Annotated in this window: 23 protein-coding genes; 15 read left to right on the top strand and 8 right to left on the bottom strand. The window is 67.5% G+C overall.

All coding sequences use genetic code 11. From position 1 onward, the window contains the following. Positions 1-165: 165 nt before the first annotated feature. The 8 genes from aceE to ACFQ9K_RS35660 all read left to right on the top strand — a co-directional run bounded on the left by aceE (position 166) and on the right by ACFQ9K_RS35660 (position 10908). Positions 166-3072, top strand: coding sequence for a pyruvate dehydrogenase (acetyl-transferring), homodimeric type (gene aceE, locus ACFQ9K_RS35695; RefSeq protein WP_378721907.1), 2907 nt, complete (start codon positions 166-168; stop codon positions 3070-3072). A gap of 11 nt (positions 3073-3083) precedes the next feature. Then, complete coding sequence (locus ACFQ9K_RS35690; protein ID WP_223885810.1) at positions 3084-4418, top strand: CdaR family transcriptional regulator; 1335 nt, start codon at positions 3084-3086, stop codon at positions 4416-4418. A 127-nt stretch (positions 4419-4545) separates the two neighbouring features. Then, positions 4546-5460: an ACP S-malonyltransferase gene (locus ACFQ9K_RS35685; RefSeq protein WP_150408149.1), complete on the top strand. Its 915-nt coding sequence runs from the start codon at positions 4546-4548 to the stop codon at positions 5458-5460. Positions 5461-5580: 120 nt separating this feature from the next. After that, positions 5581-5880 (top strand): meromycolate extension acyl carrier protein AcpM, encoded by a 300-nt coding sequence (gene acpM, locus ACFQ9K_RS35680; RefSeq protein ID WP_150408150.1) that lies wholly within the window; start codon positions 5581-5583, stop codon positions 5878-5880. Positions 5881-5890: 10 nt separating this feature from the next. Further along, entirely contained in the window at positions 5891-7141 is a 1251-nt protein-coding gene (locus ACFQ9K_RS35675) for a KasA/KasB family beta-ketoacyl-ACP synthase (RefSeq protein ID WP_378721908.1), read from the top strand. A 126-nt stretch (positions 7142-7267) separates the two neighbouring features. Then, a complete protein-coding gene (locus ACFQ9K_RS35670; protein WP_378723790.1) occupies positions 7268-8701 on the top strand; it encodes an acyl-CoA carboxylase subunit beta in 1434 nt (477 codons plus the stop codon). A gap of 238 nt (positions 8702-8939) precedes the next feature. After that, the gene (dctA, locus tag ACFQ9K_RS35665; protein WP_378723792.1) at positions 8940-10313 is read left to right on the top strand and encodes a C4-dicarboxylate transporter DctA; all 1374 of its coding nucleotides are present in this window, start codon (positions 8940-8942) and stop codon (positions 10311-10313) included. Positions 10314-10425: 112 nt separating this feature from the next. After that, a complete protein-coding gene (locus ACFQ9K_RS35660; RefSeq protein ID WP_378723795.1) occupies positions 10426-10908 on the top strand; it encodes a winged helix-turn-helix transcriptional regulator in 483 nt (160 codons plus the stop codon). Here the strand turns inward: ACFQ9K_RS35660 and ACFQ9K_RS35655 are convergent. Continuing rightward, complete coding sequence (locus ACFQ9K_RS35655; RefSeq protein ID WP_378723798.1) at positions 10881-11576, bottom strand: nitroreductase; 696 nt, start codon at positions 11574-11576, stop codon at positions 10881-10883. The two genes, ACFQ9K_RS35660 and ACFQ9K_RS35655, sit on opposite strands and share 28 nt — an antisense overlap. Positions 11577-11706: 130 nt before the next feature. Here ACFQ9K_RS35655 and ACFQ9K_RS35650 point away from each other — a divergent pair, with 130 nt between their 5' ends. Next, positions 11707-13806, top strand: coding sequence for an Eco57I restriction-modification methylase domain-containing protein (locus ACFQ9K_RS35650; RefSeq protein ID WP_378723801.1), 2100 nt, complete (start codon positions 11707-11709; stop codon positions 13804-13806). Here ACFQ9K_RS35650 and ACFQ9K_RS35645 read toward each other — a convergent pair whose 3' ends face one another. Continuing rightward, a complete protein-coding gene (locus ACFQ9K_RS35645) occupies positions 13807-14430 on the bottom strand; it encodes a TetR/AcrR family transcriptional regulator (protein ID WP_378723805.1) in 624 nt (207 codons plus the stop codon). 203 nt (positions 14431-14633) lie between these two features. Between ACFQ9K_RS35645 and ACFQ9K_RS35640 the strand changes: the two genes are divergently transcribed. Together ACFQ9K_RS35640 and ACFQ9K_RS35635 are read left to right on the top strand one after the other, a co-directional pair. After that, positions 14634-15446 carry an SDR family NAD(P)-dependent oxidoreductase gene (locus tag ACFQ9K_RS35640; protein WP_378723807.1) on the top strand — a complete coding sequence of 271 codons (813 nt, stop codon included), beginning with the start codon at positions 14634-14636 and terminating at the stop codon, positions 15444-15446. Between the two features lie 104 nt (positions 15447-15550). Further along, a complete protein-coding gene (locus tag ACFQ9K_RS35635; protein ID WP_378723810.1) occupies positions 15551-16546 on the top strand; it encodes a GAF domain-containing protein in 996 nt (331 codons plus the stop codon). A gap of 24 nt (positions 16547-16570) precedes the next feature. Here ACFQ9K_RS35635 and ACFQ9K_RS35630 read toward each other — a convergent pair whose 3' ends face one another. The 3 genes from ACFQ9K_RS35630 to ACFQ9K_RS35620 all read right to left on the bottom strand — a co-directional run bounded on the left by ACFQ9K_RS35630 (position 16571) and on the right by ACFQ9K_RS35620 (position 18401). After that, entirely contained in the window at positions 16571-16756 is a 186-nt protein-coding gene (locus ACFQ9K_RS35630) for a hypothetical protein (RefSeq protein ID WP_150408197.1), read from the bottom strand. 170 nt (positions 16757-16926) lie between these two features. Next, positions 16927-17442, bottom strand: a complete 516-nt coding sequence (locus tag ACFQ9K_RS35625; RefSeq protein ID WP_375909697.1) for a gamma carbonic anhydrase family protein — start codon at positions 17440-17442, stop codon at positions 16927-16929. Continuing rightward, positions 17439-18401 (bottom strand): GlxA family transcriptional regulator, encoded by a 963-nt coding sequence (locus ACFQ9K_RS35620; RefSeq protein ID WP_378723814.1) that lies wholly within the window; start codon positions 18399-18401, stop codon positions 17439-17441. The genes ACFQ9K_RS35625 and ACFQ9K_RS35620 overlap by 4 nt, the downstream gene beginning before the upstream one ends. A 71-nt stretch (positions 18402-18472) precedes the next feature. Here ACFQ9K_RS35620 and ACFQ9K_RS35615 point away from each other — a divergent pair, with 71 nt between their 5' ends. Continuing rightward, a complete protein-coding gene (locus ACFQ9K_RS35615) occupies positions 18473-19243 on the top strand; it encodes an MBL fold metallo-hydrolase (RefSeq protein ID WP_378723817.1) in 771 nt (256 codons plus the stop codon). 132 nt (positions 19244-19375) lie between these two features. On the opposite strand, the gene ACFQ9K_RS35610 is transcribed toward ACFQ9K_RS35615, so the two are convergent. Both ACFQ9K_RS35610 and ACFQ9K_RS35605 read right to left on the bottom strand, forming a co-directional pair. Then, a complete protein-coding gene (locus tag ACFQ9K_RS35610; RefSeq protein WP_378723819.1) occupies positions 19376-20152 on the bottom strand; it encodes a MerR family transcriptional regulator in 777 nt (258 codons plus the stop codon). A gap of 54 nt (positions 20153-20206) precedes the next feature. Then, positions 20207-21088, bottom strand: coding sequence for an alpha/beta fold hydrolase (locus tag ACFQ9K_RS35605; protein ID WP_378723822.1), 882 nt, complete (start codon positions 21086-21088; stop codon positions 20207-20209). A 135-nt stretch (positions 21089-21223) separates the two neighbouring features. On the opposite strand from ACFQ9K_RS35605, the gene ACFQ9K_RS35600 reads away from it, so the two are divergent. The 3 genes from ACFQ9K_RS35600 (at position 21224) to ald (ending at position 23741) form a co-directional block, all read left to right on the top strand. After that, complete coding sequence (locus tag ACFQ9K_RS35600) at positions 21224-21826, top strand: TetR/AcrR family transcriptional regulator (protein WP_378723824.1); 603 nt, start codon at positions 21224-21226, stop codon at positions 21824-21826. A 160-nt stretch (positions 21827-21986) separates the two neighbouring features. Beyond that, positions 21987-22382, top strand: a complete 396-nt coding sequence (locus ACFQ9K_RS35595; protein ID WP_378723827.1) for a hypothetical protein — start codon at positions 21987-21989, stop codon at positions 22380-22382. Positions 22383-22628: 246 nt separating this feature from the next. Beyond that, a complete protein-coding gene (gene ald, locus ACFQ9K_RS35590) occupies positions 22629-23741 on the top strand; it encodes an alanine dehydrogenase (protein WP_378723829.1) in 1113 nt (370 codons plus the stop codon). A 203-nt stretch (positions 23742-23944) separates the two neighbouring features. On the opposite strand, the gene sigJ is transcribed toward ald, so the two are convergent. Further along, positions 23945-24907, bottom strand: a complete 963-nt coding sequence (gene sigJ / locus ACFQ9K_RS35585) for an RNA polymerase sigma factor SigJ (protein WP_378722491.1) — start codon at positions 24905-24907, stop codon at positions 23945-23947. Positions 24908-24983: the final 76 nt, after the last annotated feature.

Raw genomic sequence — 24983 nt, 5'->3', positions numbered from 1 at the left:
CGCACGGTACTGGATTTCCTGCTGACATGATGACCTGGGGCACACCATCGGCAAGGATGGAGGGTGCGCCCCGACCTTACGTAAACGAGTGGTACGCAAACCCACGCGCCATCACTCGGGGATACCGACGCTATCCGCATGTCCACCCCTGTACGAGGAGCAGATTTGACCGACCTGATCCACTCTTCCGCTCCAGCGCAACCCGCTGGATCCGATCCCGCCGCCCCGGCCGGCCGTGATCCGAACGGATCGCAAGTCCAGCCGACCGAGCGTGTTCGGGTTATCCGCGAAGGGGTGGCGTCCTACCTACCGGACATCGACCCGGAGGAAACCAGCGAATGGCTCGAGTCGTTCGATGAAATGCTCGACCGTGAGGGCCCCGGCCGAGCGCGTTACCTCATGCTCCGACTGTTGGAGCGGGCCGGTGAACGCCGTGTCGCCATCCCCGCGTTGACGTCGACCGACTACGTCAACACCATTCCCACCGAGAACGAGCCGTGGTTCCCCGGCGACGAAGAGGTGGAGCGGCGCTTCCGTGCCTGGATCCGCTGGAACGCCGCGATCATGGTGCATCGCGCCCAGCGCCCCGGCATCGGTGTCGGCGGCCACATCTCGACCTACGCCTCCTCGGCGGCGCTCTACGAGGTGGGCTTCAACCACTTCTTCCGCGGCAAGGATCACTCCGGCGGCGGCGATTCGATCTTCATCCAGGGGCACGCCTCGCCGGGCATCTACGCCCGCGCGTTCCTCGAGGGCAGGCTCGGCACCGACCGGCTCGACGGCTTCCGGCAGGAATACAGTCACGGCGGTCCGGGGCACGGCGTGCCGTCGTACCCGCACCCGCGGTTGATGTCGGACTTCTGGGAATTCCCCACGGTGTCCATGGGTCTCGGCCCGATGAACGCCATCTACCAGGCGCGGTTCAACCACTACCTGCACGACCGCGGCATCAAGGACACCTCCGATCAGCACGTCTGGGCGTTCCTGGGCGACGGCGAGATGGACGAGCCGGAATCGCGCGGCCTCGCGCACGTCGCGGCGCTGGAGGGCCTGGACAACCTGACCTTCGTGGTCAACTGCAACCTGCAGCGGCTCGACGGCCCGGTGCGCGGCAACGGCAAGATCATCCAGGAGCTGGAGTCGTTCTTCCGCGGCGCGGGCTGGAACGTCATCAAGGTGATCTGGGGCCGCGAGTGGGACGCGCTGCTCGGCGCGGATCGCGATGGCGCACTGGTGAATCTGATGAACACCACGGCCGACGGCGACTACCAGACCTACAAGGCCAACGACGGCGCCTACGTGCGCGACCACTTCTTCGGTCGTGACCCGCGGACCAAGGCGCTCGTGCAGGACCTGTCCGATCAGGACATCTGGAACCTCAAGCGCGGCGGCCACGACTACCGCAAGGTGTATGCCGCCTACGCGGCCGCGATGGCGCACAAGGGTCAGCCCACGGTGATCCTGGCCAAGACGATCAAGGGCTACACCCTCGGCAAGCACTTCGAGGGCCGCAACGCCACGCACCAGATGAAGAAGCTGACCCTGCAGGACCTCAAGGACTTCCGGGACCTGCAGCGGATTCCGATCACCGACGCCGAGTTGGAGAAGGATCCGTACCTGCCCCCGTACTACCACCCGGGCATGGAGTCGCGCGAGATCCAGTACATGCTCGACCGGCGCAAGTCACTCGGCGGGTTCCTGCCCGAACGACGCACCACAGCTAAGCCGCTGCAACTTCCGGGCGACGAGGCGTACAAGTCGGTGCGCAAGGGCTCGGGCAAGCAGGCCGTCGCCACCACCATGGCGCTGGTGCGGCTGATGAAGGAGCTGCTGCGGGACAAGGAGATCGGCAAGCGGATCGTCCCGATCATCCCGGACGAGGCCCGTACCTTCGGTATGGACTCGTGGTTCCCTTCGTTGAAGATCTACAACCGAAACGGCCAGTTGTACACATCGGTCGACGCCGAGTTGATGCTTGCCTACAAAGAGAGCTCGGTCGGGCAGATCCTGCACGAGGGCATCAACGAGGCCGGTTCGACGGCGTCGTTCACCGCGGTGGGTACCTCGTACTCCACCCACGGCGAGCCGATGATCCCGCTGTACATCTTCTACTCGATGTTCGGTTTCCAGCGCACCGGCGACGGTCTGTGGGCCGCGGCGGACCAGCTCGCGCGCGGATTCGTGCTCGGAGCAACCGCCGGGCGAACCACGCTCACCGGCGAGGGCCTGCAGCATAACGACGGGCACTCGCTGTTGCTCGCGTCCACCAATCCGGCTGTGGTCACCTATGATCCGGCGTTCTCCTTCGAGATCGCCCACATCATCCGCGACGGCCTGCGCCGGATGTACGGCGGCGGCACCCCGGAACCGGGTCCGTACGCGGTGCCCGGCACCGACACCCGCAAGGCGGACGGCGGCTTCGGCGGCGAGGACATCTTCTACTACATCACCCTCTACAACGAGCCGTACCAGCAGCCGGCCGAGCCGGAAGGCGTCGACATCGACGGCCTGCTCAAGGGCATCTACCTGTACAAGCCCGGCGGCGAAGGCGAGGTGCGGGCGCAGATCCTGGTCTCCGGCGTCACCGTGCCGGACGGCCTGCGCGCGCAGGCGCTGCTTGCCGAGGAGTGGGGCGTGCAGGCCGACGTCTGGTCGGTGACCTCCTGGGGTGAACTCCGCAAGGAGGCCTTGCAGCGCGAGATCGCCGCACTGCGTTACCCGGACGAGGATCACGGCACGCCGTACGTCACCGAGGCGCTCTCCGGCGCCGAGGGTCCGTTCGTCGCCGCGACGGACTGGATGCGTGCGGTTCCGGATCAGGTGCGCAAGTGGGTTCCTGGCGACTTCATCACACTCGGCACGGATGGCTTCGGCTTCTCCGACACCAGGGCCGCGGCCCGCCGGGTGTTCAATGTGGACGCGCAATCGATCGTGGTAGCGGCGCTGTCGGGTCTCGCGAAGGCGGGAAAGATCGACAATGCCAAGGTGATCGAGGCCGCGAGCAAGTACCGCATCGATGACGTCGACGCCGCGCCGAAGAACGCCTCGAGTTCCGACGGGGACGGCGAGTAGCGGACGATTGGATGGTGGACCGTAAACCGCCGCGGCCGCGACGGATCTCCGAGGGCTCTTCCGAGCACGAGGTGTATCTGCCGACGGGCGCGCTCTCCCCGAACCGGCAAACCCGCGACCCACTACCGGACACGCTGCTCAAACGCGTGAAGCAGTTCTCGGGCCGCCTCTCTACCGAGGCGGTCGGGTCGATGCAGGATCGGTTGCCGTTCTTCGCCGATCTGGACGCCGCGCAGCGCGCCGGCGTCCAGATGCTGGTGCAGACCGCGGTGGTGAACTTCCTGGAATGGCTACAGGACCCGGACAGCGATATCCGGTTCAGCCTCGACGCGTTCCAGGTGATCCCGCAGGATCTGGCGCGGCGGTTGACGCTGCGCCAGACCGTGGACATGGTCCGGGTGGCCATGGAGTTCTTCGAACAGTGGCTGCCCGCGCTGGCGCGCAACGACCGGCAGCTGGTCGCGCTCACCGAGGCGGTGTTGCGCTACGGGCGTGAGCTCGGCTTCGCCGCCGCCTCGGTGTACGCCAGCGCGGCCGAATCCCGCGGCGCGTGGGACACCCGGCTGGAGGCGCTGGTCGTCGACGCCGTGGTGCGCGGTGACACCGGGCCGGACATGTTGTCCCGGGCCGCCACCCTGAACTGGGACGCCACCGCGCCGGCCACCGTGCTGGTCGGCACCCCACCCGGCGAGCAAGGTGTGTCGTCGGTGGGCGCGGTGCACGCGATCGCGGCGCGGCACGGCCGCGCCGCACTCGCGGTAGTGCAGGGAACTCGCCTGGTGATGGTCGTGAGCGGCCACCTCGGCGACTCCTCTTATATATCGCCGTTCCTGGCCGACCTGCTCGCCGACGTCTTCTCCGACGGTCCCGTCGTGATCGGCCCGACCACCCGCACGCTGGGCGCCGCGCACGCCAGCGCGGTCGAGGCGCTGGCCGGGATGGAGGCCGTGGTGGGCTGGCGGGGCGCGCCACGCCCGGTGCATGCGACCGAATTGCTGCCGGAACGCGCTTTGCTCGGCGATCGAGCTGCGATCGACGCGTTGAACGAGTATCTTGTCCTTCCGTTGGCCTCGGCGGGATCGTCACTGGCGGACACGCTCGAGGCCTATCTGGATTGCGGTGGAGCCGTCGAGACGTGCGCGCGTCAGTTGTACGTCCATCCAAATACCGTTCGCTACCGCCTCAAACGGATTGCCGAAATCACGGGACGTGATCCGATGAATCCGCGGGACGCCTACGTGCTCAGAATCGCCGCCACCGTGGGTCGTTTGACACGAACCCGTAACGAAACGTCAACACCAACCCCAGAGGCCACTCATTTCACGGTGGGCGAAGAGGGCCTGTAACGGAAATCGTGGGACGTTCGATCTGATCGACCCACGTGGCGTTTTGTGGGAGTCCCACAAAACGTGAGGGCAAGCTTCATTCGCGTCGACATCTCCGGCGAGGCGCCTCACAGTGTTCTCTTAGGGAGTGATCGCGTTGTTCGCCCCTGGACAGGGGTCCCAGACTCCCGGCATGCTCGCGCCTTGGCTCGATCTCCCTGGCGCGCGTGACCGGCTTATCCTCTGGTCGATGGCCTCCGGGCTCGACCTGGTTCGCCTCGGCACCACCGCGACGGCGGAGGAGATAACCGATACCGCAGTGACCCAGCCACTCGTCGTGGCCGCCGCGTTGCTCGCCTATGCGGAAATCCCCACGGATTCACTTCCGGCCGCTACCATCGTCGCCGGGCACTCGGTCGGTGAACTCGCCGCCGCCGCTGTCGCCGGGGTCATCTCCCCGGATGACGCGGTGCGATTGGCCGCCATCCGTGGTTCGGAGATGGCCAAGGCGTGCGCGTTGGAGCCGACCGGCATGTCCGCGGTGCTCGGTGGCGATGAGGCCACCGTGCTCGCACGGCTCGCAGAGCTCGACCTCATTCCGGCCAACCGCAACGCGGCGGGCCAGATTGTGGCCGCGGGCCGGTTGGACGCGCTGGCGGAACTCGCCGCGAACCCGCCGGAGAAGGCACGGATTCGCGCGCTGCCCGTCGCGGGTGCTTTCCACACGGCGTTCATGGCGCCGGCACAGGAGGCTGTGACCGATGCCATATCGCAGATCGTGCCGAACAACCCGACCAGGACGTTGCTGTCGAACTTCGACGGCAAGCCGGTCACCTCGGGTCGTGACGCGATCAACAAGCTTGCTGCCCAGGTCACCCGGCCCGTCCGATGGGATCTGTGCACCGAAACCGTAAGGCGGGCAGAGGTTTCCATGGTGGCAGAGTTGCCACCGGCGGGCACCCTCGTCGGCATTGCGAAACGGGAGCTGAAGGGCACACGCACAGTGGCCCTGAAGACCCCGGAAGACCTCCCCGCGTTGGCCGGGGTGAGCATCTCCGGCTAGTTTTCCTGCGCAGCCATGCATCGATATGCACGGTTGTGACCGAGCGGACGTAACCTTCGGCCGTCTCGATCCGAAAAACCAGTACACGCCCTACAAAAAGAACAAGAAGGGAGCCACGAAGTGGCCGCTCTGACCCAGGAACAAATCGTCGAGGAACTCGGCAAGATCATCGAAGAGGTGACGGGTATCGAACCCTCCGAGGTGACGATCGAGAAGTCCTTCGTCGATGACCTGGACATCGACTCGCTGTCCATGGTCGAGATCGCGGTTCAGACCGAGGACAAGTACGGCGTGAAGATCCCGGACGAGGATCTGGCCAGCCTGAAGACGGTCGGCGACGCTGTCGGCTACATCCAGAAGCTCGAGGCGGAGAACAGCGAAGCCGCCGCGGAGCTCAAGGCCAAGTTCGACGCCGAGTAGGGCTGACACTGTGACCACTCCTTCCACCTTGAACGGGAACTTCCCCAACGTCGTCGTCACTAGCCTGGCGGCGACCACGTCGATCGCTGGTGATGTCGATGCGACGTGGAAGGGACTCCTCAACGGCGAGAGCGGTATCGACGTTCTCGAGGATTCCTTCGTCGAGGAATACGACCTTCCGGTCCGCATCGGCGGCCACCTGAAGGTTCGGCCCGAGACCCTGCTGACCCGAGTCGAGTGCCGGCGCATGGCGTACGTCGAGCAGCTCGCGACCGTGCTCGGTCGCGAAGTCTGGCGTAACGCGGGCAGCCCGGAGGTCGACCCGGAACGGCTGGGTGTGGCCATCGGCACCGGGTTGGGTGGCGGCGACGCCCTCATCGACTCGGTGGACAAGCTGAAGAGCGGTGGCTATCGCAAGATTTCGCCGTTGGCTGTGCAGATGGTCATGCCGAACGGCCCCTCGGCCGTTGTCGGTCTCGAATTGAAGGCCAGGGCAGGAGTGGTCACTCCGGTCTCGGCATGCTCGTCCGGTTCGGAGGCCATCGCCAACGCATGGCGGATGATCGTCATGGGCGATGCCGACATGGTCGTCACCGGTGGTGTCGAGGGTTACATCGACGCGGTGCCGATCGCGGCGTTCAGCATGATGCGCGCCATGAGCACCCGCAACGACGATCCGAAGGGTGCCTCGCGTCCGTTCGACAAGGACCGCGACGGTTTCGTCTTCGGTGAGGCGGGCGCGCTGATGGTCGTCGAGACCGAGGAGCACGCCAAGGCGCGCGGTGCCACCATCCATGCTCGTCTGCTGGGTGCCGGTATCACGTCCGACGGTTTCCATCTGGTCGCTCCCGCCCCCGATGGTGTCGGTGCGGCCCGCGCGATGACCCGAGCGCTGCAGACCGCTGGTCTCACCGCGAAGGACATCACGCACGTCAACGCGCACGCGACCGCGACGCCGATCGGTGATACCGCCGAGGCGAACGCGATCAACCTGGCGATCGGCAAGCACGCTTCGGTGTACGCCCCGAAATCCGCACTGGGACACTCGATCGGCGCTGTCGGCGCCCTCGAGTCGGTACTCACGGTGCTCAGCATCCGGGACGGCATCGTCCCGCCGACGCTGAACCTGGACAACCAGGATCCGGCGATCGATCTGGATGTGGTGCACGGCGAGGCTCGTCGTCAAGAGATCGAGTACGCGATCAACAACTCTTTCGGTTTCGGTGGGCACAACGTGGCGCTCGCCTTCGGTCGGGCGTAACGACAGCGCCGGATCGACTGCACGACGACCCCGGCGGGATCGGGCCAGCAGGTCCGAACCCGCCGGGGTTTCCACATTTGTGCGGCCGCAGTGGCGGCGCGCTCATCGAGGTGAGGAGAGAACGCGATGACGATTATCGCTCCCGCGTTGCAACAGGGGACGGACCTGGATCCGCGCGATCCACTCGGCCGACTACAGCGGTTCTTCGATCCCGGCACGATCCTTCCGCTGCACCCCAGGGACAAGTCCGGTGTGCTCGCCGCCATCGGTGAGGTCGATGGTGTGCGCACCGTGGCCTACTGCTCGGATGCCACCGTGATGGGTGGTGCGATGGGTGTGGAGGGCTGCAAGCACATCGTCCACGCGATCGACACCGCCATCGAATCCGGTGTGCCGATCGTGGGTATCTGGCATTCCGGCGGGGCACGGCTCGCCGAGGGGGTCGAGGCTCTGCACGCCGTCGGACTGGTCTTCGAGGCCATGGTTCGCGCGTCCGGGCTGGTCCCGCAGATTTCCGTGGTTGTCGGTTTCGCCGCAGGTGGCGCCGCGTACGGCCCCGCGCTGACCGACATCGTGATCATGGCCCCGGAGGGCCGCATCTTCGTCACCGGCCCGGATGTGGTGCGCAGTGTGACCGGCGAGCAGGTCGACATGGCGACCCTCGGCGGACCCGTCACCCACGGCAAGAAGTCCGGTGTCTCGCACATCGTCGCCGACGACGAGGCCGATGCGGTGCATCGTGCGCGTCGGCTGGTGTCGATGTTCGCTGAGCAGGGCGAGTTCGATCTGGTCGCGGCCGAGCACGGCGACGTCGATCTGAAGGCGATGCTGCCCGAGTCGGCCAAGCGCGCCTATGACGTGAAGCCGATCATCCACGAACTGCTCGACAACGTGGATGGGGAGAGTTCGTTCGAGGAACTGCAAGGCGGGTACGCGCGCAGCATCGTCACCGGTCTCGGCCGGTTGGCCGGGCGCACGGTGGGTGTGCTGGCGAACAACCCGATTCGGCTCGGCGGCTGCTTGAACTCCGAAAGTGCCGAGAAGGCAGCGCGTTTCGTGCGGCTGTGCAATTCGTTCGGTATCCCGTTGATCGTGCTCACCGACGTTCCCGGGTATCTGCCGGGCGTGAGCATGGAGTGGGAGGGCGTGGTGCGTCGCGGTGCGAAGTTGCTGCACGCCTTCGCCGAAGCCCGGGTTCCCCGGGTCACCCTGGTCACCCGCAAGATCTACGGCGGCGCCTACATCGCGATGAACGCCCGCGCGCTCGGCGCGACCGCGGTGTACGCGTGGCCCGGGTCCGAGGTCGCGGTGATGGGCGCCAAGGCTGCCGTCGGCATCCTGCACAAGAAGGCGCTCGCCGCCGCCCCGGAAGAGGAGCGCGAGGCACTGCACGAACGCCTGACCGCCGAGCACGAACGCATCGCCGGTGGCGTCGAGCGTGCGGTCGCGATCGGCGTGGTCGACCAGGTGATCGACCCGGCCAAGACGCGCAGCATCATCGCCGCCGCCCTGGCCGCCGCACCGGCGCGGGCCAGCCACCTGAAGAACATCCCGCTCTGATCCGAGCGTCGAACGGTGGGCTCCGGATACACCCGGAGCCCACTGTCGTTTTCCGGCAACCATTTCTGCGCACGCTTGCTTGATTCCTCGCACACCTCGCCGCAGGTTGAGCGGTGTGTGGTGGAACAACCAGGTGTGCAAAGCTCGGTGCCCGCAGCTGGGGGGATATATCTGCGGGGTTTTCGGGCGGCAACATCGGGGACATCGGTCGGATACATGAGGTTCGTACGGTTCGCGGATGAGCTTCACCATCGACTCCGCAGCAGCAGCGCCGACCGTGCGGAAGCCACCCTGGTACCGGTCGTTGTTCGTGCAGCTGCTGGTGGCGATCGTGGCGGGCATCGTGGTTGGGGCGTGCTGGCCGGGGGTCGGTGCGGATCTGAAGCCGTTGGCGGACGGGTTCATCAAACTGATCAAGATGGTGATCGCGCCGATCATCTTCTGCACCGTGGTGCTCGGGATCGCGCATGTGGGGGACATGAAGGCGGTCGGGCGGATCGGCGTGAAGGCGTTGATCTACTTCGAGGTGGTCACCACGTTCGCGCTGCTGTTCGGGTTGGTGGTCGGCAATCTGGTGAAGCCGGGGGCCGGGTTCGACATCGATCCGCAGACGCTGGCGACCGGCGCGGAACGGATCGCGAAGAAGACCGGTAACGGTGAACTGCCGCATACGGTCGACTTCCTGTTGAATATCATTCCGGCGTCGGTGGTTTCGGCGTTCGCGGAGAACGCGCTGCTTCAGGTGTTGTTCTTCGCGGTGCTGTTCGGGTTGGCGCTGGCCAAGTTCGGCGAACACGGCCCGCCGGTGATCCTGGAGGGGATCGACCACATCGGGCGGATCTTCTTCACCGTCATCGGCTGGATCATGCGGCTGGCCCCGCTCGGCGCGTTCGGTGCGATGGCCTACATCGTCGGCCAGTACGGGCTGTCCTCGCTCGGCAGCTACGGCAAGCTCATCGCCTGCTGTTACCTTGCGGCACTGCTGTTTCTGGTGATCCTGGCGGTGGTTGCGCGGGTGTTCGCGGGGGTGAATCTGTGGAAGTTCGTCCGGTACATCAAGGATGAACTGTTCCTCGCGCTCGGCACCGCGTCGACCGAAGTCGTGTTGCCGCGCATCATGATCAAGCTCACCGAGGCGGGCTGTTCCAAGGCGACCACGGGACTCGTTGTGCCGACCGGCTATTCGTTCAACCTCGACGGTGCGACGCTGTATCTGTCCATCTGCGTGCTGTTTCTGGCGCAGGCGCTCGGCGTGGACCTGAGTCTCTGGGAGCAGCTCACCGCGGTCGGCGTGCTGATGCTGACCTCGAAAGGCATGGCGGGCGTGCCTGGTTCGTCGTTTCTGGCGCTCTCGGCCACCATCACCGCCATCGGCCACGGCTCCATCCCGGTCGCCGCCGTCGCCCTCCTGCTCGGCGCCGATCGCATCATGGACTCGATGCGGGTCACGGTGAACCTGCTCGGCAACTGTGTCGCCACTTTTGTCGTGGCGAAGTGGGAAGGCCAGCTGGACACCGAACGAATGCGCAAGGTGCTCGACGGGGTGGACGTCGCGCCCCTGGCGGACTCCGATCCGATGTCGGAGTACGCGCTGGATAAGGCGGCACCGTGAACACCCACCGGCGAACCCGCTCGGCGATCGCGTCGTTGCGGAAATGCCGAACGCTGCGGGCGGCGACGTCATGAACGGCTGTCGGCGCAGCCCCGCTCGGTAGCATCGAGAAGTGCGCTACGAAGAACTTGCCGACGTGCCGTGCTCGATCACGCGCCCGCTCGTGATCTTCGGCGACCGCTGGACCCTGCTGATCCTGAAGTTCGCGTTCTCCGGCATCCGCCGTTTCAACGGCTTCCAGAGCGCGCTCGGCATCTCCCGCAGCCGCCTGCAGGACCGGCTCGATCGGCTGATCGAGCACGAGATCCTGGTCAAGCGCAAGGCCGAGGTCGGCGCGCACGAGGAGTACCGGCTCACGCAGAAGGGCCACGACATCTACCCGATCCTGATGGCCATCCGGGACTGGGGCGACACCTACCTGGCCCCCGACGGCCCGCCCGTGCGCTACACCCACCAGGGCTGCACCGGCGAGGCCCACGCGACCCTCGGCTGCGACGAGTGCGGCACGGAACTCACCGCACGCGATGTGCGGCCCGAGGCGGGCCCCGGACTGCTAGCGCCGGCGGATCAGTCGGTGAACCAGGTCGCGACCTGATCGAGGTCCGCGCGTGCGGTGCGGAATCCGTTGACCGGATGCTCGGTGTCCGGATATCCGAACGAGATCCCGGCGACCACCCGGCGAGTGTCCGGAATGCCGAAGTAGTCGCGCAGGAACGGCGAATACGACGCCAGCGCGGCCTGCGGTGCCGCGCCGAGCCCGAGGGCCTGCGCGCCGAGCAGGAAGTTGCCCAGGTAGAGGCCGCAGTCGACGGCGCCGTACACGCCGAGATCCGCCTCGGTGGTCACGATCGCCACGTGCGGCGCGTCGAACAGTTCGAAGTTGCGCACCGCCTGCCGCATCGTCTTCTCGTGGTCGCCCTTGCTGATGCCGACGCTGTCGTAGAGCTGCATCCCGCATTCGCGCCTGCGGTCCCGGAACACCCCGGTGTACTGCGCGGGAAACGGGAAATCCGGTTCCGGCGTTGCGGTTCGGACGTGCGCGAGCAATGCGGCGCGGAACCGTTCGGTGCCCGCGCCCTCGGTCAGCGCGACCTGCCACGGCTGGGTATTGCACCAGGAGGCGGTCCGCTGGGCCAGCCGCAGCAGCGTCTCGATGACCGGCCGCGGCACCGGATCGGGCCGGAACTGCCGGCAGGTCCAGCGTTCGTCGAGCACTCGGGCCAGCGCCGTGTACTGATCCGCGGCCGCATCGGCTGTGGTCATGCCCGCTCCTTCAGGTAGTCCCATTATGAGACCGAACGTTAGCAGCGGAGGCCGGTCGCTGTCGCGTGCGCGGCGGACCAGTGCGCGCATTGCCCTGAATGCCGGGCGCCGACAGGGCAGAATCCAGCGCATGGCGTCCGGAGCCCCCGCCGCACGGGATCGTAAGCGGCACGGCAGGCACTACACGCCGCCCGAGCTCGCGCGGTTCCTGGCCGGACGGCTGCTCACGCACGTGCCGCGGCCGGACACCGGGGTGCTGCGCGTGCTCGATCCGGCCTGCGGCGACGGCGAGCTGCTGTTCGCGTTGCGGGACGAGGCCGCGATCCGGTTGCCCGGCGTCCGGATCGAGTTGACCGGATATGACCTGGACGCCGCGGCGCTCGCGGTAGCGCGGGCGCGCACCGCGGGTGGCGGTGTCGATTGGCAGGTCGGCGACTTCCTGACCGCGTCCGAGGAGCTCACCGCGGGTTCGTTCGACGTCGTGATCACCAATCCGCCGTACGTGCGGACCCAGCAGCTGGGCGGGGCCACCGCGCAATTGCTGAGTAAGCAGTACGGATTGCGCGGACGGATCGACCTGACGCATCCGTTCGTCGCCACGTTGCCCCGATTGCTCTGTGCCGGTGGGGTGCTCGGATTGTTGTGCGCCAACCGATTCCTGACCACCAAGGCCGGCGCGAACATCCGACGGTTGTTGCTGGCCGAGCTGACGCCGGTGGAGCTGTACGACCTGGGCGACACCAAGTTGTTCGAGGCGGCCGTGCTGCCGGCGATCACCATCGCGACCAGGGCGAGGCGTGCCGGCGAATGCCGGTACGTCTCCGCGTACGAGGTCGATGGGAACGAAACCACCTCCGCGACAGATCTTTTCCGCGCACTGATCGGTACCGGCGGCTGCCGGGTCACACACCGCGGACGAACGTTCGCGGTAGAAGTCGGCAGTTTGGTAACCGGAGAGTCGACGCGGTCGGCAGGAGTGCGGCAGGTCTCTGCGGGGGACCGCGCGGACGAGCCCGCCGAGCTGAGTGTCGATCCCCGGCCCCCGGATCCCAACCGACCTGCCGGGTCGGACGTGGACGTGGAGCCCGACGGCTTGTCGGAAGCCGGCGGGCCGGGTGTGGGGGCAGATGATTCGTTTGATCCTGGCGGGTTGAGGGCGAGCCTGAGGGCCGCTGGTTTCTCGGATCCTGGTGGGTCGAGGGCAGGCCAGGGGGGCGCCGGTTTCTCGGGACTTGGGGAGACGGGCGCGGGGATGGCGGCCGCTGGTTTGTCGGGGCCGGGTTCGGGGGGCGTGGGGGCTTGGCAATCCGGGTCGTATCTGGCGCGGCCAGAGCCGTCCGAACATCTATCCAACGGTCGCAGACGCCGAAAAACTTTGCGGCCCAACGCGGAAACCGAGACCGCGTGGCGCATGTCGAACGCCGAGGTCGATTCCTGGCTATCCGGCATCGCCGCGACCACCTGGCGGAGCTTCGGCGAGGTCGCCCGAATCCGGGTGGGCATCAAGACAACTGCCGACAAGGTGTTCATCTCCGACCGCTGGTCCGAGGTCGAGCCACCCCCGGAACCGGAACTGTTGCGCGAGTTGATCACCCACCACGATCTGCAACCGTGGCGAATCGCCAGGGCCCACGACACTCGCGTCCTCTACCCCTACGATCTGACCCGCCCGAGCCGAACACCGATCGATCTCAACGAATTCCCCTGCGCCGCCGAGTATTTGCGCACCCACAAGGACACGCTCGCCGCCCGCCACTATCTGGCTCCGAGCGGCCGCGAATGGTTCGAGATCTGGGTGCCCCAGCGCCCGCACCTGTGGCGCGAACCGAAGCTCGTCTTCCCGGACATCAGCGACCGCCCCAGATTCGCCCTCGATCGATCGGGCGCGGTGGTGAACGGCGACTGCTATTGGATCTCGCTACCCGACCTGGCCACGAAGCCGGCCGACGCCGACCGGCTCGCGTATCTGCTGATGGGCGTGGCGAATTCGGCGCTCGGACTGCGGTTCTACGACGCGGTCTGCGGCAACCGCCTGTACTCGGGCCGGCGGCGATGGATCACCCAGTACGTCTCGCGGCTACCCCTGCCAGATCCCCGCTCCGCGGGCTCGGCGGCCATCGTCGAGCTGGCCGGTGAGTTCGTCGACGGCCGGCTGCCGGACCCGGCGGCGCGGTCGGAGCTGGACGAGCGGGTGGCGGCGGCGTTCGAGGTGTCGCTGCCCGTCCGCTGACTACGCGGTGACGTGCACGCCCACCATGGGCAGCAACGTCCGCCGGGCGAATTCGCGAGCGGCGTCCCGGTCGGCGACCGGGATGAGCCCGTCCGGGGTGAGCGCCAGCGACAGCGCGAGCCGGGCCATGATCTCGGCGACCAGATCGGCGTCGAAATCGTACGTGTTCTCGGTGTCCCGCAGTTCGCGCAGCTTCTCCGCCAGGTAGCTGCGGCCGACGGTGAGGATCGGGCCCGCATCGGTGGTGAGCCGGGGCAGGATCAGGTCCGGTTCGGTGCGCAGCAGGCGGCGCAGCAGCTCGTTGTTCGCGATGGCGGTGATGAACGCGACGAAGATCTCGACCAGCTGGTCCTCGGAGCCGCTGACGGCCCGCACCTGCTTGTCGATCATCGCCACGAACCGCTGCGCCTCGCGCACGCTCACCGCCTCGACCAGCTCGTTCTTCGATTCGAAGCGGCGGTAGAGGGTGGCCGGGCTGATGCCCGCCCGCCGGGCGATCTCACCCATGCTGGTCCGCTTGATGCCGAAGTCCAGGAAGGCCGAGAGCGCGCTTTCCAGGAGCTTCTCGCCGTCGGCGACGGGCTTGTCCAGGATGCGCTGCAGCATGGGCGGGACAGTTGGCATCTGGTCTCCAGTCGATTCGTGCGAGTGCCGGGCATGCGGATAGGCGTCGCGACGGTGCGGGTAATGGACCTTCATTATTTCACCGGCGTGCGGCGGGCCGGTCGCGGATCGCCGGAATGCGGCATAGGTCGCGCGTCCAGCATTGTCTGGTTAGCCTTCATGGATATCCGATTTGGATGTTGCACGCTGGAAAGGGTTGAGCGGTGGCATATTTCGCGGACCGAGTGGTGGCGATCACCGGAGCCGGGTCCGGCATCGGCCGCGAACTGGCGCTGGCGCTGGCCGGAAACGGCGCACTGCTGGCGCTGTCGGACAAATCGGCCGACGCGGTCGCCGAAACCGGGCGGCTGTGCGCCGAGGTGGGGGAGAAGCCGGCGGTGACCACGCTCGACGTCACCGACCGGTCCGCGGTGCTCGCCCACGCGGCGGCGACCGTCGCGCACTTCGGCCGGGTCGAGGCGCTGTTCAACAATGCCGGAATCCTGCACGTCGGCGGCGTGGCGGAGTCGCCGTTCAGCGACTTCGAGCAGGTGATGGACGTGGACTTCTGGGGAGTGGTCAACGGCACCAAGGCGTTCCTGCCGTATCTGCTGGCCGCCGAGCAGGCGCACGTGGTGAACACCTCCTCGGCGTTCGGGCTGGTCGGGATGGCGCAGCACGCGCCGTACAACGCGGCCAAGTTCGCGGTGCGCGGGTTCACCGACTCGCTGCGCCAGGACATGCGCGCCGCGGGCGGCCGGGTTCGGGTGACCGCGGTGTATCCCGGCGGGGTGCTCACCTCCATCGCGCGGTCGGCACTGGTGGCACCCGGCATCGACGCCGAGGCGGTGGCGCGGCGATTCGAGGGGCATGTCGCGCGCACCAGTCCCGCGGCGGCGGCCAGGACGATCCTGCGCGGAGCCGCGCGCGGCGAGGCCAAGGTGCTGGTCGGACTGGACGCCCTTCTTGTGGACCTGATCACAAGGTTCGCTGGCTCGTACCACGAACGAGTGCTGGACATGGTATTCCGTTCCTGACCGCGTAACCGTGCGCGATCAGGAACGGGTGTTGTTGAAATGTCAACTGGTCGAACGCTTCTCGCGACGGTTACCGATCTTGCGCGATCGATCGGGCGCGACTGATGGCGAAATGGATCCTGGTCGAATGCTTTTCGGGCATACCGGGCAAGGTGATCGCATTCGGCGCCGCGCCCAAATCGTTCGTGCCGCTGAGCAATATCCTGCGCAACCCGCTCTCGCTCGCGGACGCGCAAGCCGCTCTCGCGCAAGCGTGTCTGACGCGGACCCTGGTGAACCGGGTCTCGGACGACGGACGCCGCACCGTGCGCGCCGAGCCGCTGCTGATCGCGCCGGAGCGGGCGCACGCGGTCCGACTATGGGTCGGCCCGGTCAAGGAGTCGCTGCCTGCGCGAGAACCGGTGGGGGCCTGGTACTTCAACCTCACCACCAACCGGTCGGTGCGCAGCGTGGATCTGCTCGACCTGTACGGCGTCGCGCCGGAGAACCGGGAGGCCGAACTGGCCATCGCGGGCGCGTTCACCCGGTTGGTCACCAATCGGGACGAGAGCGAGGCGCTGGCGAAGATCGTGAACTCCGCGCCGGGCACCGAGCATCAGGCGGTGTGGACCATCCGCCGCGACGACAATGCCTTGCGCGCAGGGCATTTCGCCTGCCGGATCATCATCGAGGTCGATGCCGACGGCCGCCGGGAGGTGCTGTTCCGCGGGGTGACCCAGGACATCGGGGAGGCGATCGCGGTGCCTGCCGCGCCGCCGCCGATGATTCTGGAATATCAACTGCTGGAGGCGTCCACCGCGCCGGGGGAGTATCGCGCGATCGTGAATCTGCGCTCGCTGCAACTGATTCGCTGGATCGGCGCGCCGATGCCCGGCATCGCCTGGGCGGACCTGCCCGGCCAGCCGCCGCCGCAGATCCATCCTGACGATCTGGCGGCCGCGCTGGAGATGTCGCGCGAGTTGGCCCGGCATCGCGCCGAGGGCACGCTGCGGCTGCGCCGGATCGACGGTGGCTGGCAGCGGGTGCGCGTGCGGGCCGCGCTGATGGTGCTGGATCAGCACACCACGGCCGGGCTGGCCACGGTCACCGCCGCCGAATAGCCGGCGATGACCGTGGGATGGTGGTCACTGACGCGGTAAGTCCAGCGCCGCCATTTCCTGCTCGATCGCGTTCGCGGCGAAATCCACGCCGCTGGAACGTAATTCATGGACTCGACGCTGTAATGCCTCGACACCGCCCGGCTGGGCCGCGATGTCGGCCAGGCTGATCCGCCCCGTGGACCGGTGCATACTCGACTGCACGTAGACCATCACCGATACCTCCTGCCTTGCACGCTTCCGGACCCACCGACCCGCGTGGGTTATCCACTGCGCTACAAGCCGCCACGACTACCGCATCGGCAGGAGACCCCGAGTCACCGGGCACGCTGGCAAAATGTTATCAGCGATTCCTACTGGTCGCTTGATCAGTGTGCGCTGTCTCACACCTCTTTTGCGGCACGGTGATTCGCCGTGTTGTGTAGGTACACAGCCCCATTCAGTCGAATGCCGTCCTGTTCGGCCTCGCTGAGCTCGCGCCGCACCTTACCGGGCACTCCGGCGACCAGCGACCCGGGCGGAATCTGCGCGCCCTCCGGAATCAGCGCGTTGGCCGCGATCAGGCTGCCCGCGCCGATCACCGCGCCGTTGAGCACGGTGGCGCCCATGCCGACCAGCACGTCGTCGCCCACCGTGCAGCCGTGCAGGATCGCGTTGTGGCCCACCGACACCCCGCTGCCCACGGTGAGCGGGAAGCCCGGATCGGCGTGCAGCACGCAGCCGTCCTGGATATTGGTCCGCTCGCCGACGCTGATCTGCTCGAGGTCGCCGCGCAGCACGGCGTTGTACCAAACACTCACCTCGGCCGCGAGCCGCACCCGGCCGATCACCGTGGCGTTGGGCGCGACCCACGCCGCGTCATCGATCTCCGGGGCGAACTCGCCGATCTGAATCCTCATGCCGACGAACCTAGCCGTGCGTCCTGGAACAACGCGCGGTGGGCGGCCGGGCTGGTGCCGAGGATGCGGTGGAAGTGGTGCCGCAGGCTGACCGCGGTGCCGAAGCCGGTGTCGGTGGCGATGCGTTCCATGGTGTCGTCGGTGGTTTCCAGCAGCAGCCTGGCCCGGTCGGCGCGCTGGTGCAGCAACCACTGCTGCGGGCTGTTGCCGGTGCGGTCGCGGAACCGGCGGGTGAAGGTGCGCCGCGACATGAGCGCGACTCTGGCCCAGCCGTCGAGATCGATCGGTTCGCCGAGATGTGTTCTGGCCCAGACCATCGCGCGTTCGATCGGGTCGTCGTCGGTGGCGTCGGGGACCGCGATCGGGATGTACTGGGCCTGCGAGCCGCTGCGGTGAGGCGCGGTGACCAGTTCGCGGGCCAGTTCGGTGGCCGCGCGGCTGCCGAGGTCGTTGCGGACCAGGTGCAGGCAGCAGTCGAGCGCCGCGGCGACGCCCGCCGAGGTGATCACGTCGCCCAGGTCGGACCAGAGCGTGTCGGCCCGCACCCGGACCGCGGGGCAGGCGCGGGCCAGCGCGGCGGCGCCGGCCCAGTGGGTGGTCACCTCGCGGCCGTCGGCCAGTCCGCTGACCGCGATCGCCCACGAGCCGAGGCACAGGCCGACGATCCGCGCACCGGCCGTGTGCGCGTGGTGCAGGGCCGCGCGCAGCTCCGCGGACAGCGGCATGTCGCGCTCCCAGCTGGGGATGATCACCGTGTCCGCGCGCACCAGCCGGTCCAGCCCGTGTCGCACCTCGATGTCGAAACCCGCTGGGGTGCGCAGAGTTCCGGGTCTCTCGGCACACACATCGACGTGATACGGCGCCTTCCCGCCGATGCCGACCCGGCCGAAGACCAGGCTCGGCACGGAGAGGTGGAACGGGCTCATGCCGTCATAGGCGAGAACTGCCACGGTATGCATGGCCCGATTTTAGCGATAGGCGGCTCTCGGGCCACTGTCGGGGGCGTCCATCGATTGACAAGCTCGATGCCATGACCGACACGATCGAAACCACCAACCAGCTCGACGTTCTGCACATCGGCGGACCCACCGTCCGCCTCCGGTACGCCGGCCTCACCTTCCTCACCGACCCCACCTTCGACGAGCCCGGCGACTACCCGGGACCGGTCACCCTGCACAAGCTCGTCGGTCCGGCGGTGTCCGCGGATCAGGTCGGCGCGGTGGACGTGGTGCTGCTCTCGCATGACGAGCACGCGGACAACCTGGACAACGCCGGGCGCGAGTTCCTGCAGACGGCCGGGACCGTGCTGTCCACGCCCGGTGCCGCGGAGCGGATCAATGGCGTTCGCGGACTGGAGAATTGGGAGTCGGTGACGATCGGCGACGTCCGGATCACCGGGGTGCCCGCGCTGCACGGTCCGGAGGGATGCGAATCGCTGACCGGGATCGTCACCGGGTTCGTGTTGCAGGCCGACGGTCAGCCGACCGTGTACGTCTCGGGCGACAACGCCTCGGTCGACCGGGTCGCGCAGATCGTGGAGCGGATCGGGCAGATCGACGCCGCGGTGCTGTTCGTCGGCGCGGCGAACGTCGGGCACTTCGGCGACATCGACCTCACGCTGAACGCGCGGACCGCGGTGCAGGCGGCGGAGCTGCTCGGCGACGCGGTGATCGTGCCGGTGCACGGCGAAGGGTGGGTACATTTCAGCGAGACGCTCGACCGGCTGAGTCTGCTGTTCGCGTACGCCGGGCGGGAGAAGCAGTTGCGGATTCCGCCGCTGGGCGAGGAGATCACTGTCTGAGGGGCACGGTCTGGGCGGACATTCTCACCCGGATTCGGTGTCGAAAGTGCGTGATGGCGTGAAGATTGTCCGCCAGGACCGGTCCGGTCGGTGCGGCCGGACCGGTCCCGCGCGTGCGGTCGGCAGCCGTCCTCACGAATCGGACTGGTGACGACGGCAGTTGGCCAGGATCGCGTCGTGGATGTACTGGGACAGACCCGGCGCCATGTCGTCGTAGTTGCGGCCGAGCCGGCGATTGGCACGGTAGTCCTCGGCCAGGCGCAGGTGCGTGGCGTAATCGCAGTCGTGGAACCACTTTTCGAGATGGCGGCGCTGCTGCTCGGCCAAGTCCATGACCGCCTCGTCGTCGGCCGGCGTGCCCGCGTGCATGGCGTCGGCGAGGCGCTGGTGGATGTCGCGCTGTTCGGCGCGCAGGTCGAGCCAGTCCTGCTTGGTGTAATTCGCGCTGCGTTCCCGCCGCTGGGTGAAATCCGGGGTGTGCCCCCAGCGGCGTTCGGCCTCATCGGTGGCGTCGATGAGGCGGTCGCCGCCGAAGACTTCCAGGCGTTCGCCGGGAGTGAGGGCGATTCCGGCCTTGCGGGCGGTCAGTTCCTTGTCGATCAGCGCGAGCATCGACCGGTACCGGGTGATCCGGTCGTTCAGCAGATCGTGCTGGCGGCGCAGGTGGTCTTCGTCGGACAGGCTCGCGTTGTTCAGCAGGTCGGCGATGTCATCGAGGCCGAAGTCGAGTTCGCGATAGAACAGGATGCGTTGCAGCCGTTCGAGATCGGTGGCGTTGTAGAGGCGGTATCCGGTCGCGCTGCGGCCGTTGGGTTGCAGCAGGCCGATCTCGTCGTAATGGTGCAGGGTGCGGACCGATACCCCGGTCAACTGGGCGACTACGCCGACGGTGTGCTCGATGGGTGCCATGTCTGTCACTGTGCGGCCTCACGTCGCGGGAGGGTCAAGTCGTCGAATCATGGCTCATGCCCGAACCTGATCGTGGCCGGCGATGAAGTCCAGGAAGCGCGGAATCACCTGGTCCGGATTGGCCCACAGTAGATCGTGTCCGATGCCCGGATAGATCTCGATGTCGACCGACGGGATGTGCGTGCGGGCGCGAACCGCGCAGCGTTCGGGATCGTTGACCACCGTCTCGGCGCCGAAGAGCAGCAGGCTCGGCACGGTGATGCCGGCCAGTTGTTCGTCGGTGAACGGGCGATCCCACGGCACTCCCGATCGGAACTTCACGATTGCCATGGCGATGGCGAATTCGTCGGCGGTCATCTCGAAACCGGGCATCAGCCACTTGTTCAGCTTTCGCATTCGTTCAGGGGTCGGGTGCAGGCCCAGGCTGAGAAATGTGAACAGCAGCCCCCAGCTCGGTTTGGTGAAGGTCGCTCCGCTCGGTTCGAACATGGTCAGGCTCGCGAGCCGGTCGGGGTGGAACACCCCGACGGTTCCGGCAAGCCAAGCGCCGTAAGAGTTTCCGGCGAGGTGCACCCGATCCTCGCCGAGGCCGTCGAGCGTCTCGGCCAGCCATTTCGCGACGTCTTCCGCATCGCGCAGCGGCGCGGTCTGCGCGCAGCGCCCCGCCCAGCCCATGACGTCGGGTGTGTACACGACTCGGTCGCGGGTCAGTTCGCGGATGAACCGAGACCAGATCATGCCATTGCCCCCGATGCCGGGCAGCAGCACGATCGGTGCGCCCGAGCCGGCTCCGGATTTGCGCACTCGTGTTGTCCCGAAGGATGTTTCGACATCGATGTCGGCCGAAGGCACCGGCCATTGCGTGGCCACGGTGTCGTAGACGCGCGTGAACGTGGCCCGCGCTTCGTCGTTGGCGAATTTCCCGATCTTCGGCATGGAGCGCCTCCCCTTTACTTTGTCTTTACGATATGACCGTATCACATAAAGTGATATGCCCGTATCACGGAAGCGATACGTGCGTACCATCTAGACCTGAAGGTTCTCCGGCAGGAAGGGAAGGCGGCAGGTCTCGTGCCCCGATTGGTCGACCATGAGGTCCGGCGACGCCAGATCGCCGACGCCGTAAGGCAAGTCATCGTCGGCGGTGGGCTCGAGGCCGTGACCTTTCAAACCGTCGCCGCCGAGGCCGGGATCTCGGTCCGCCTCGTGCAGTACTACTTCGGCACCAAGAAAGACTTCCTGCTCGCGACCCACCGGTCGGTCATGGAAGACGCCGGCGCGCGTTTCGCCCGCCGCTGGGCCGCCCTCGGCGCCGACCCCGCGCCCCGCGATGCCATCCGCGCGGTGCTGACCGAACTCCTACCCCTCGACGATCAACGCCGAGCCGAGACAATCGTTCTCGGCGCCTTCGGGTGGGCCGCGATCACCGGCCAGGGCATCGCCGCCGAGGAAACCTTCGCCGCCCCAAGGGCTTTGGTCACCATCGTGGCCGACCAGCTCCGCCGGACCACGGCCCCCGGCAGTCCGGAACTGGACGCCGAACTCATCACCATGGCCATCGGCGGCCTCGCCCAGGGCATGCTCCAGGGCTACGGCACCACGGACTCCGCACTCGTCCTCCTGGAGCACCTGCTCGACCGCGTACTCGGGCCGGATGGCCGAGCGGCCGACTGAGCGGTGGATGCGGCCGGTCGGATCCGGACTGCGAAGTCTGGTGTATTCACCGCAAAGTCTTTGCTGATGGTTAGCTATGAGGCAACATGGGCATCCGGTACGAGATTCCTGCCGATTGTGTTCCGCGATCTACTTCCACTACTCAGGAGGATGAAGATCCATGATCACCACCCGGAATTCTCGCCGTCCAGCGCTCGTCGCGGCCGCTTTCGGCGCGATGACGCTGGCCGTCATATCGACCGCAGCCCCTGCTCTAGCCGGCAACTCCATCGATGTCGGCGACCTCGGTCCGGTGAACGTGCAGGTCACCTACAGTTGCGATGACCCAACGGCGGTGGCTGCCGTCAGGGTAATGGTCGGCGACCCGCAGGCCGACGCCCCGTCAGCCGTCGGTGAGCAGACCGAGGTCAACTGCATCGGCGAAAAGCAAAGCACCGTAGTCACCCTGGACGGAGCTCCCCTCGGTCCAGGCCAGACGGTCCAGGTCCGCGCCGCCCTCGTCGACCACGCCAACACCGTGATCTCCGGTACGGCCAAGGTCGTCACGCTGGGCTGAGGCCGGCGGGCGCGGCCGCTGTTCGGCTCTTCGACGGCGAGGCAGCGCTTCGCTCCCGGGGTGAGCGGGTGGGAATTTCGTCGGCGACCGCACGACCCGCCCCAGCGGCGCCGATTGTCCAGGCCGCTGCCTGCGTGCTGATCAACTTGCGCAGAAATGGTCGGCGACCGGGCCGTCTCGTGATCATCGTGTGATACCCGCGCGTCGTTCGTGGCGTGCGCTCGGTGCGGGGTTCACGATGGCGTTATGCAGATCGGAGTGCCACGCGAGGTCAAGGAGCAGGAGTTCCGGGTCGCCCTCACGCCGGCGGGGGCCGGGGAGTTGGCCGCGCTGGGGCACGAGGTGGTGGTCGAGGCAGGGGCGGGCGCCGGTTCGGGGTTCGGGGACGCCGACTATGCCGCCGTGGGTGCGCGGCTGGTGTCGGTCGATCAGGTCTGGTGGGAGGCGGATCTGGTGTTGAAGGTGAAGGAGCCGATCGCCGAGGAGTATCCGCGGCTGCGGCGCGGGCAGGTGCTGTTCACGTATCTGCATCTGGCGGCGTCGCGTGCCTGCACTGATGCCATCCTGCGCTCCGGGATCACCGCTATCGCCTACGAAACGGTGCGCGCCGCGGACGGCTCGCTGCCGTTGCTCGCGCCGATGAGCGAGGTGGCGGGCAAGCTCGGCAGCCAGGTCGGCGCCTATCACCTGATGGCGCCGTTGGGTGGTGGCGGCATGCTGCTCGGCGGTGTGCCGGGTGTGCGGGCAGCCGATGTGGTGGTGCTCGGCGGGGGTGTCGCCGGGTCGAACTCGGCCTCGGTCGCCGCCGGTATGGGGGCGCGAGTCACGGTGCTGGACACGAATTTGCCTCGCCTGCGCGAGCTGGATGCGCGGTTCGACGGGCGGATCGCCACGGTCGCCTCGAATACCGCCGAGATCGAGCGGGCGGTGTCGTCCGCCGACCTGGTCATCGGCTCGGTCCTGGTGCCCGGCGCACGCGCACCGAAACTCGTCTCCGACGATCTCGTCGCCCAGATGCGACCCGGCTCGGTACTCGTCGACATCGCCATCGATCAAGGCGGCTGCTTCGCCGGCTCCCATCCCACCACCCACGCGAATCCAACCTTCCGCGTACACAATTCGCTGTTCTACTGCGTCGCGAACATGCCCGGCGCCGTGCCCCACACCTCGACCCTCGCACTCACCAACGCCACCCTCCCATACGTCCGCGCCATCGCAGACCTCGGCTGGCAACAAGCCTGCGCCGCCCACCCCGACCTCGCCCACGGATTGACCGCGGACTCCGGAAGGTTGTTGTCAGCGGAAGTCGCTGCGGCACATGGATATCCGACCGCCCAGCCGGTCGGTCTGGCAGGCTGACGGTCCTGTCGGTCCGCGCCGCACGCCTGCTGATTTCCCGCACCTGAAATTGCATGCAATTCCGGGTGCGGGAAATCAAGAGCCGTGCGTCTTGCTCGGCATGCACCGTGCGGAGTGAGTGTGTGGTGGCGGTGGGTCGTTCCTGGGTTGGCCGCACACCCGGTACTGCGGGTGTGCGGCCGCACAGGTGTTGTGGGCGTGGGCTATTCGTCTTCGGGGGTGGCGGCGCCGAGGAACCAGTCGGGTTCGCCGCTGGTGGGGAGGTCGCGCAGTTTGTCGGGGTTGCGGACGACGTTGATGGCGGTGATGCGGCCGTTGTCGATGACGAAGGAGAATACGCCGGTGTGGTTGCCGTCGAAGACGACCAGGCCGGGTGCGCCGTTGACCAGCACCGCGCGTCCCCAGCCGTTCGCCGCGGACGGCGAGTGGTACCAACCGAGCAGCAGTTTCGCGATGAGCTCGGCGCCGTGCACCGGCTGCCGGATCGCGGGAACCTTGCCGCCGCCGTCGGCGGTCAGGCTGACGTTGGTGTCGAGCACGCCGAGCAGCGCGCTGAGATCACCCGAACGCCAGGCGACCGCGAACGCCGAGACCACCTTTTCCTGCTCGGCGGCCGAGGCGGGGAAGCGCGGCGTGCCGTCCTCGACCCGCTTGCGGGCGCGCGAGGCGAGCTGTCGCACGGCGGCCGGGGTGCGGCCGACCACCTCGGCGACCTCCGGGCCGGTCATGCCGAACACGTCCTGGAGAACGAACGCCGTGCGCTCGGCGGGCGACAGCGATTCGAGGACGACCAGCAGCGCCGTGGTCACCCGCTCGTCCTGGGTGATCCGATCCGCCGGGTCGTCCCAGCTGGTGACCTCGGGTTCCGGCAGCCACTCGCCGACGTACTGCTCGCGGCGCGCGCGGGCGGACCCGAGCTGATCCAGCGCGAGCCGCCCGGTGACGGTGCTGAGCCAGGCGCGCAGGTTCTCGATCTGGCCCGCGGTGCCCGCCTCGTACTGGCGTTGCAACCGCAGCCACGCCTCCTGCACCACATCGTCGGCGTCGGCGAGACTGCCGAGCGTGCTGTAGGCGAGCCTGCGCAGATACGACCGGTGCTCCTCGAACCGCCGAGCCAGTTCGGCCTGGTCGAGGGGTTCCGCAGGGGAAGGCTGTTCCGAAGTCACTGTTCGCCGTTCGATCGTTCCGCCCCGGCGGGGCGTGAGTCCTATAAGTGCGTCACCAGGTCGACGACGCAGAGAA

It is taken from the genome of Nocardia sp. NPDC056564 (assembly GCF_042793755.1).
In the GTDB taxonomy this organism is placed as follows: Bacteria; Actinomycetota; Actinomycetes; order Mycobacteriales; family Mycobacteriaceae; genus Nocardia.
Note: the sequence above shows the minus strand (reverse complement) of the source record. Positions and strands in the feature narration are given on the sequence as shown.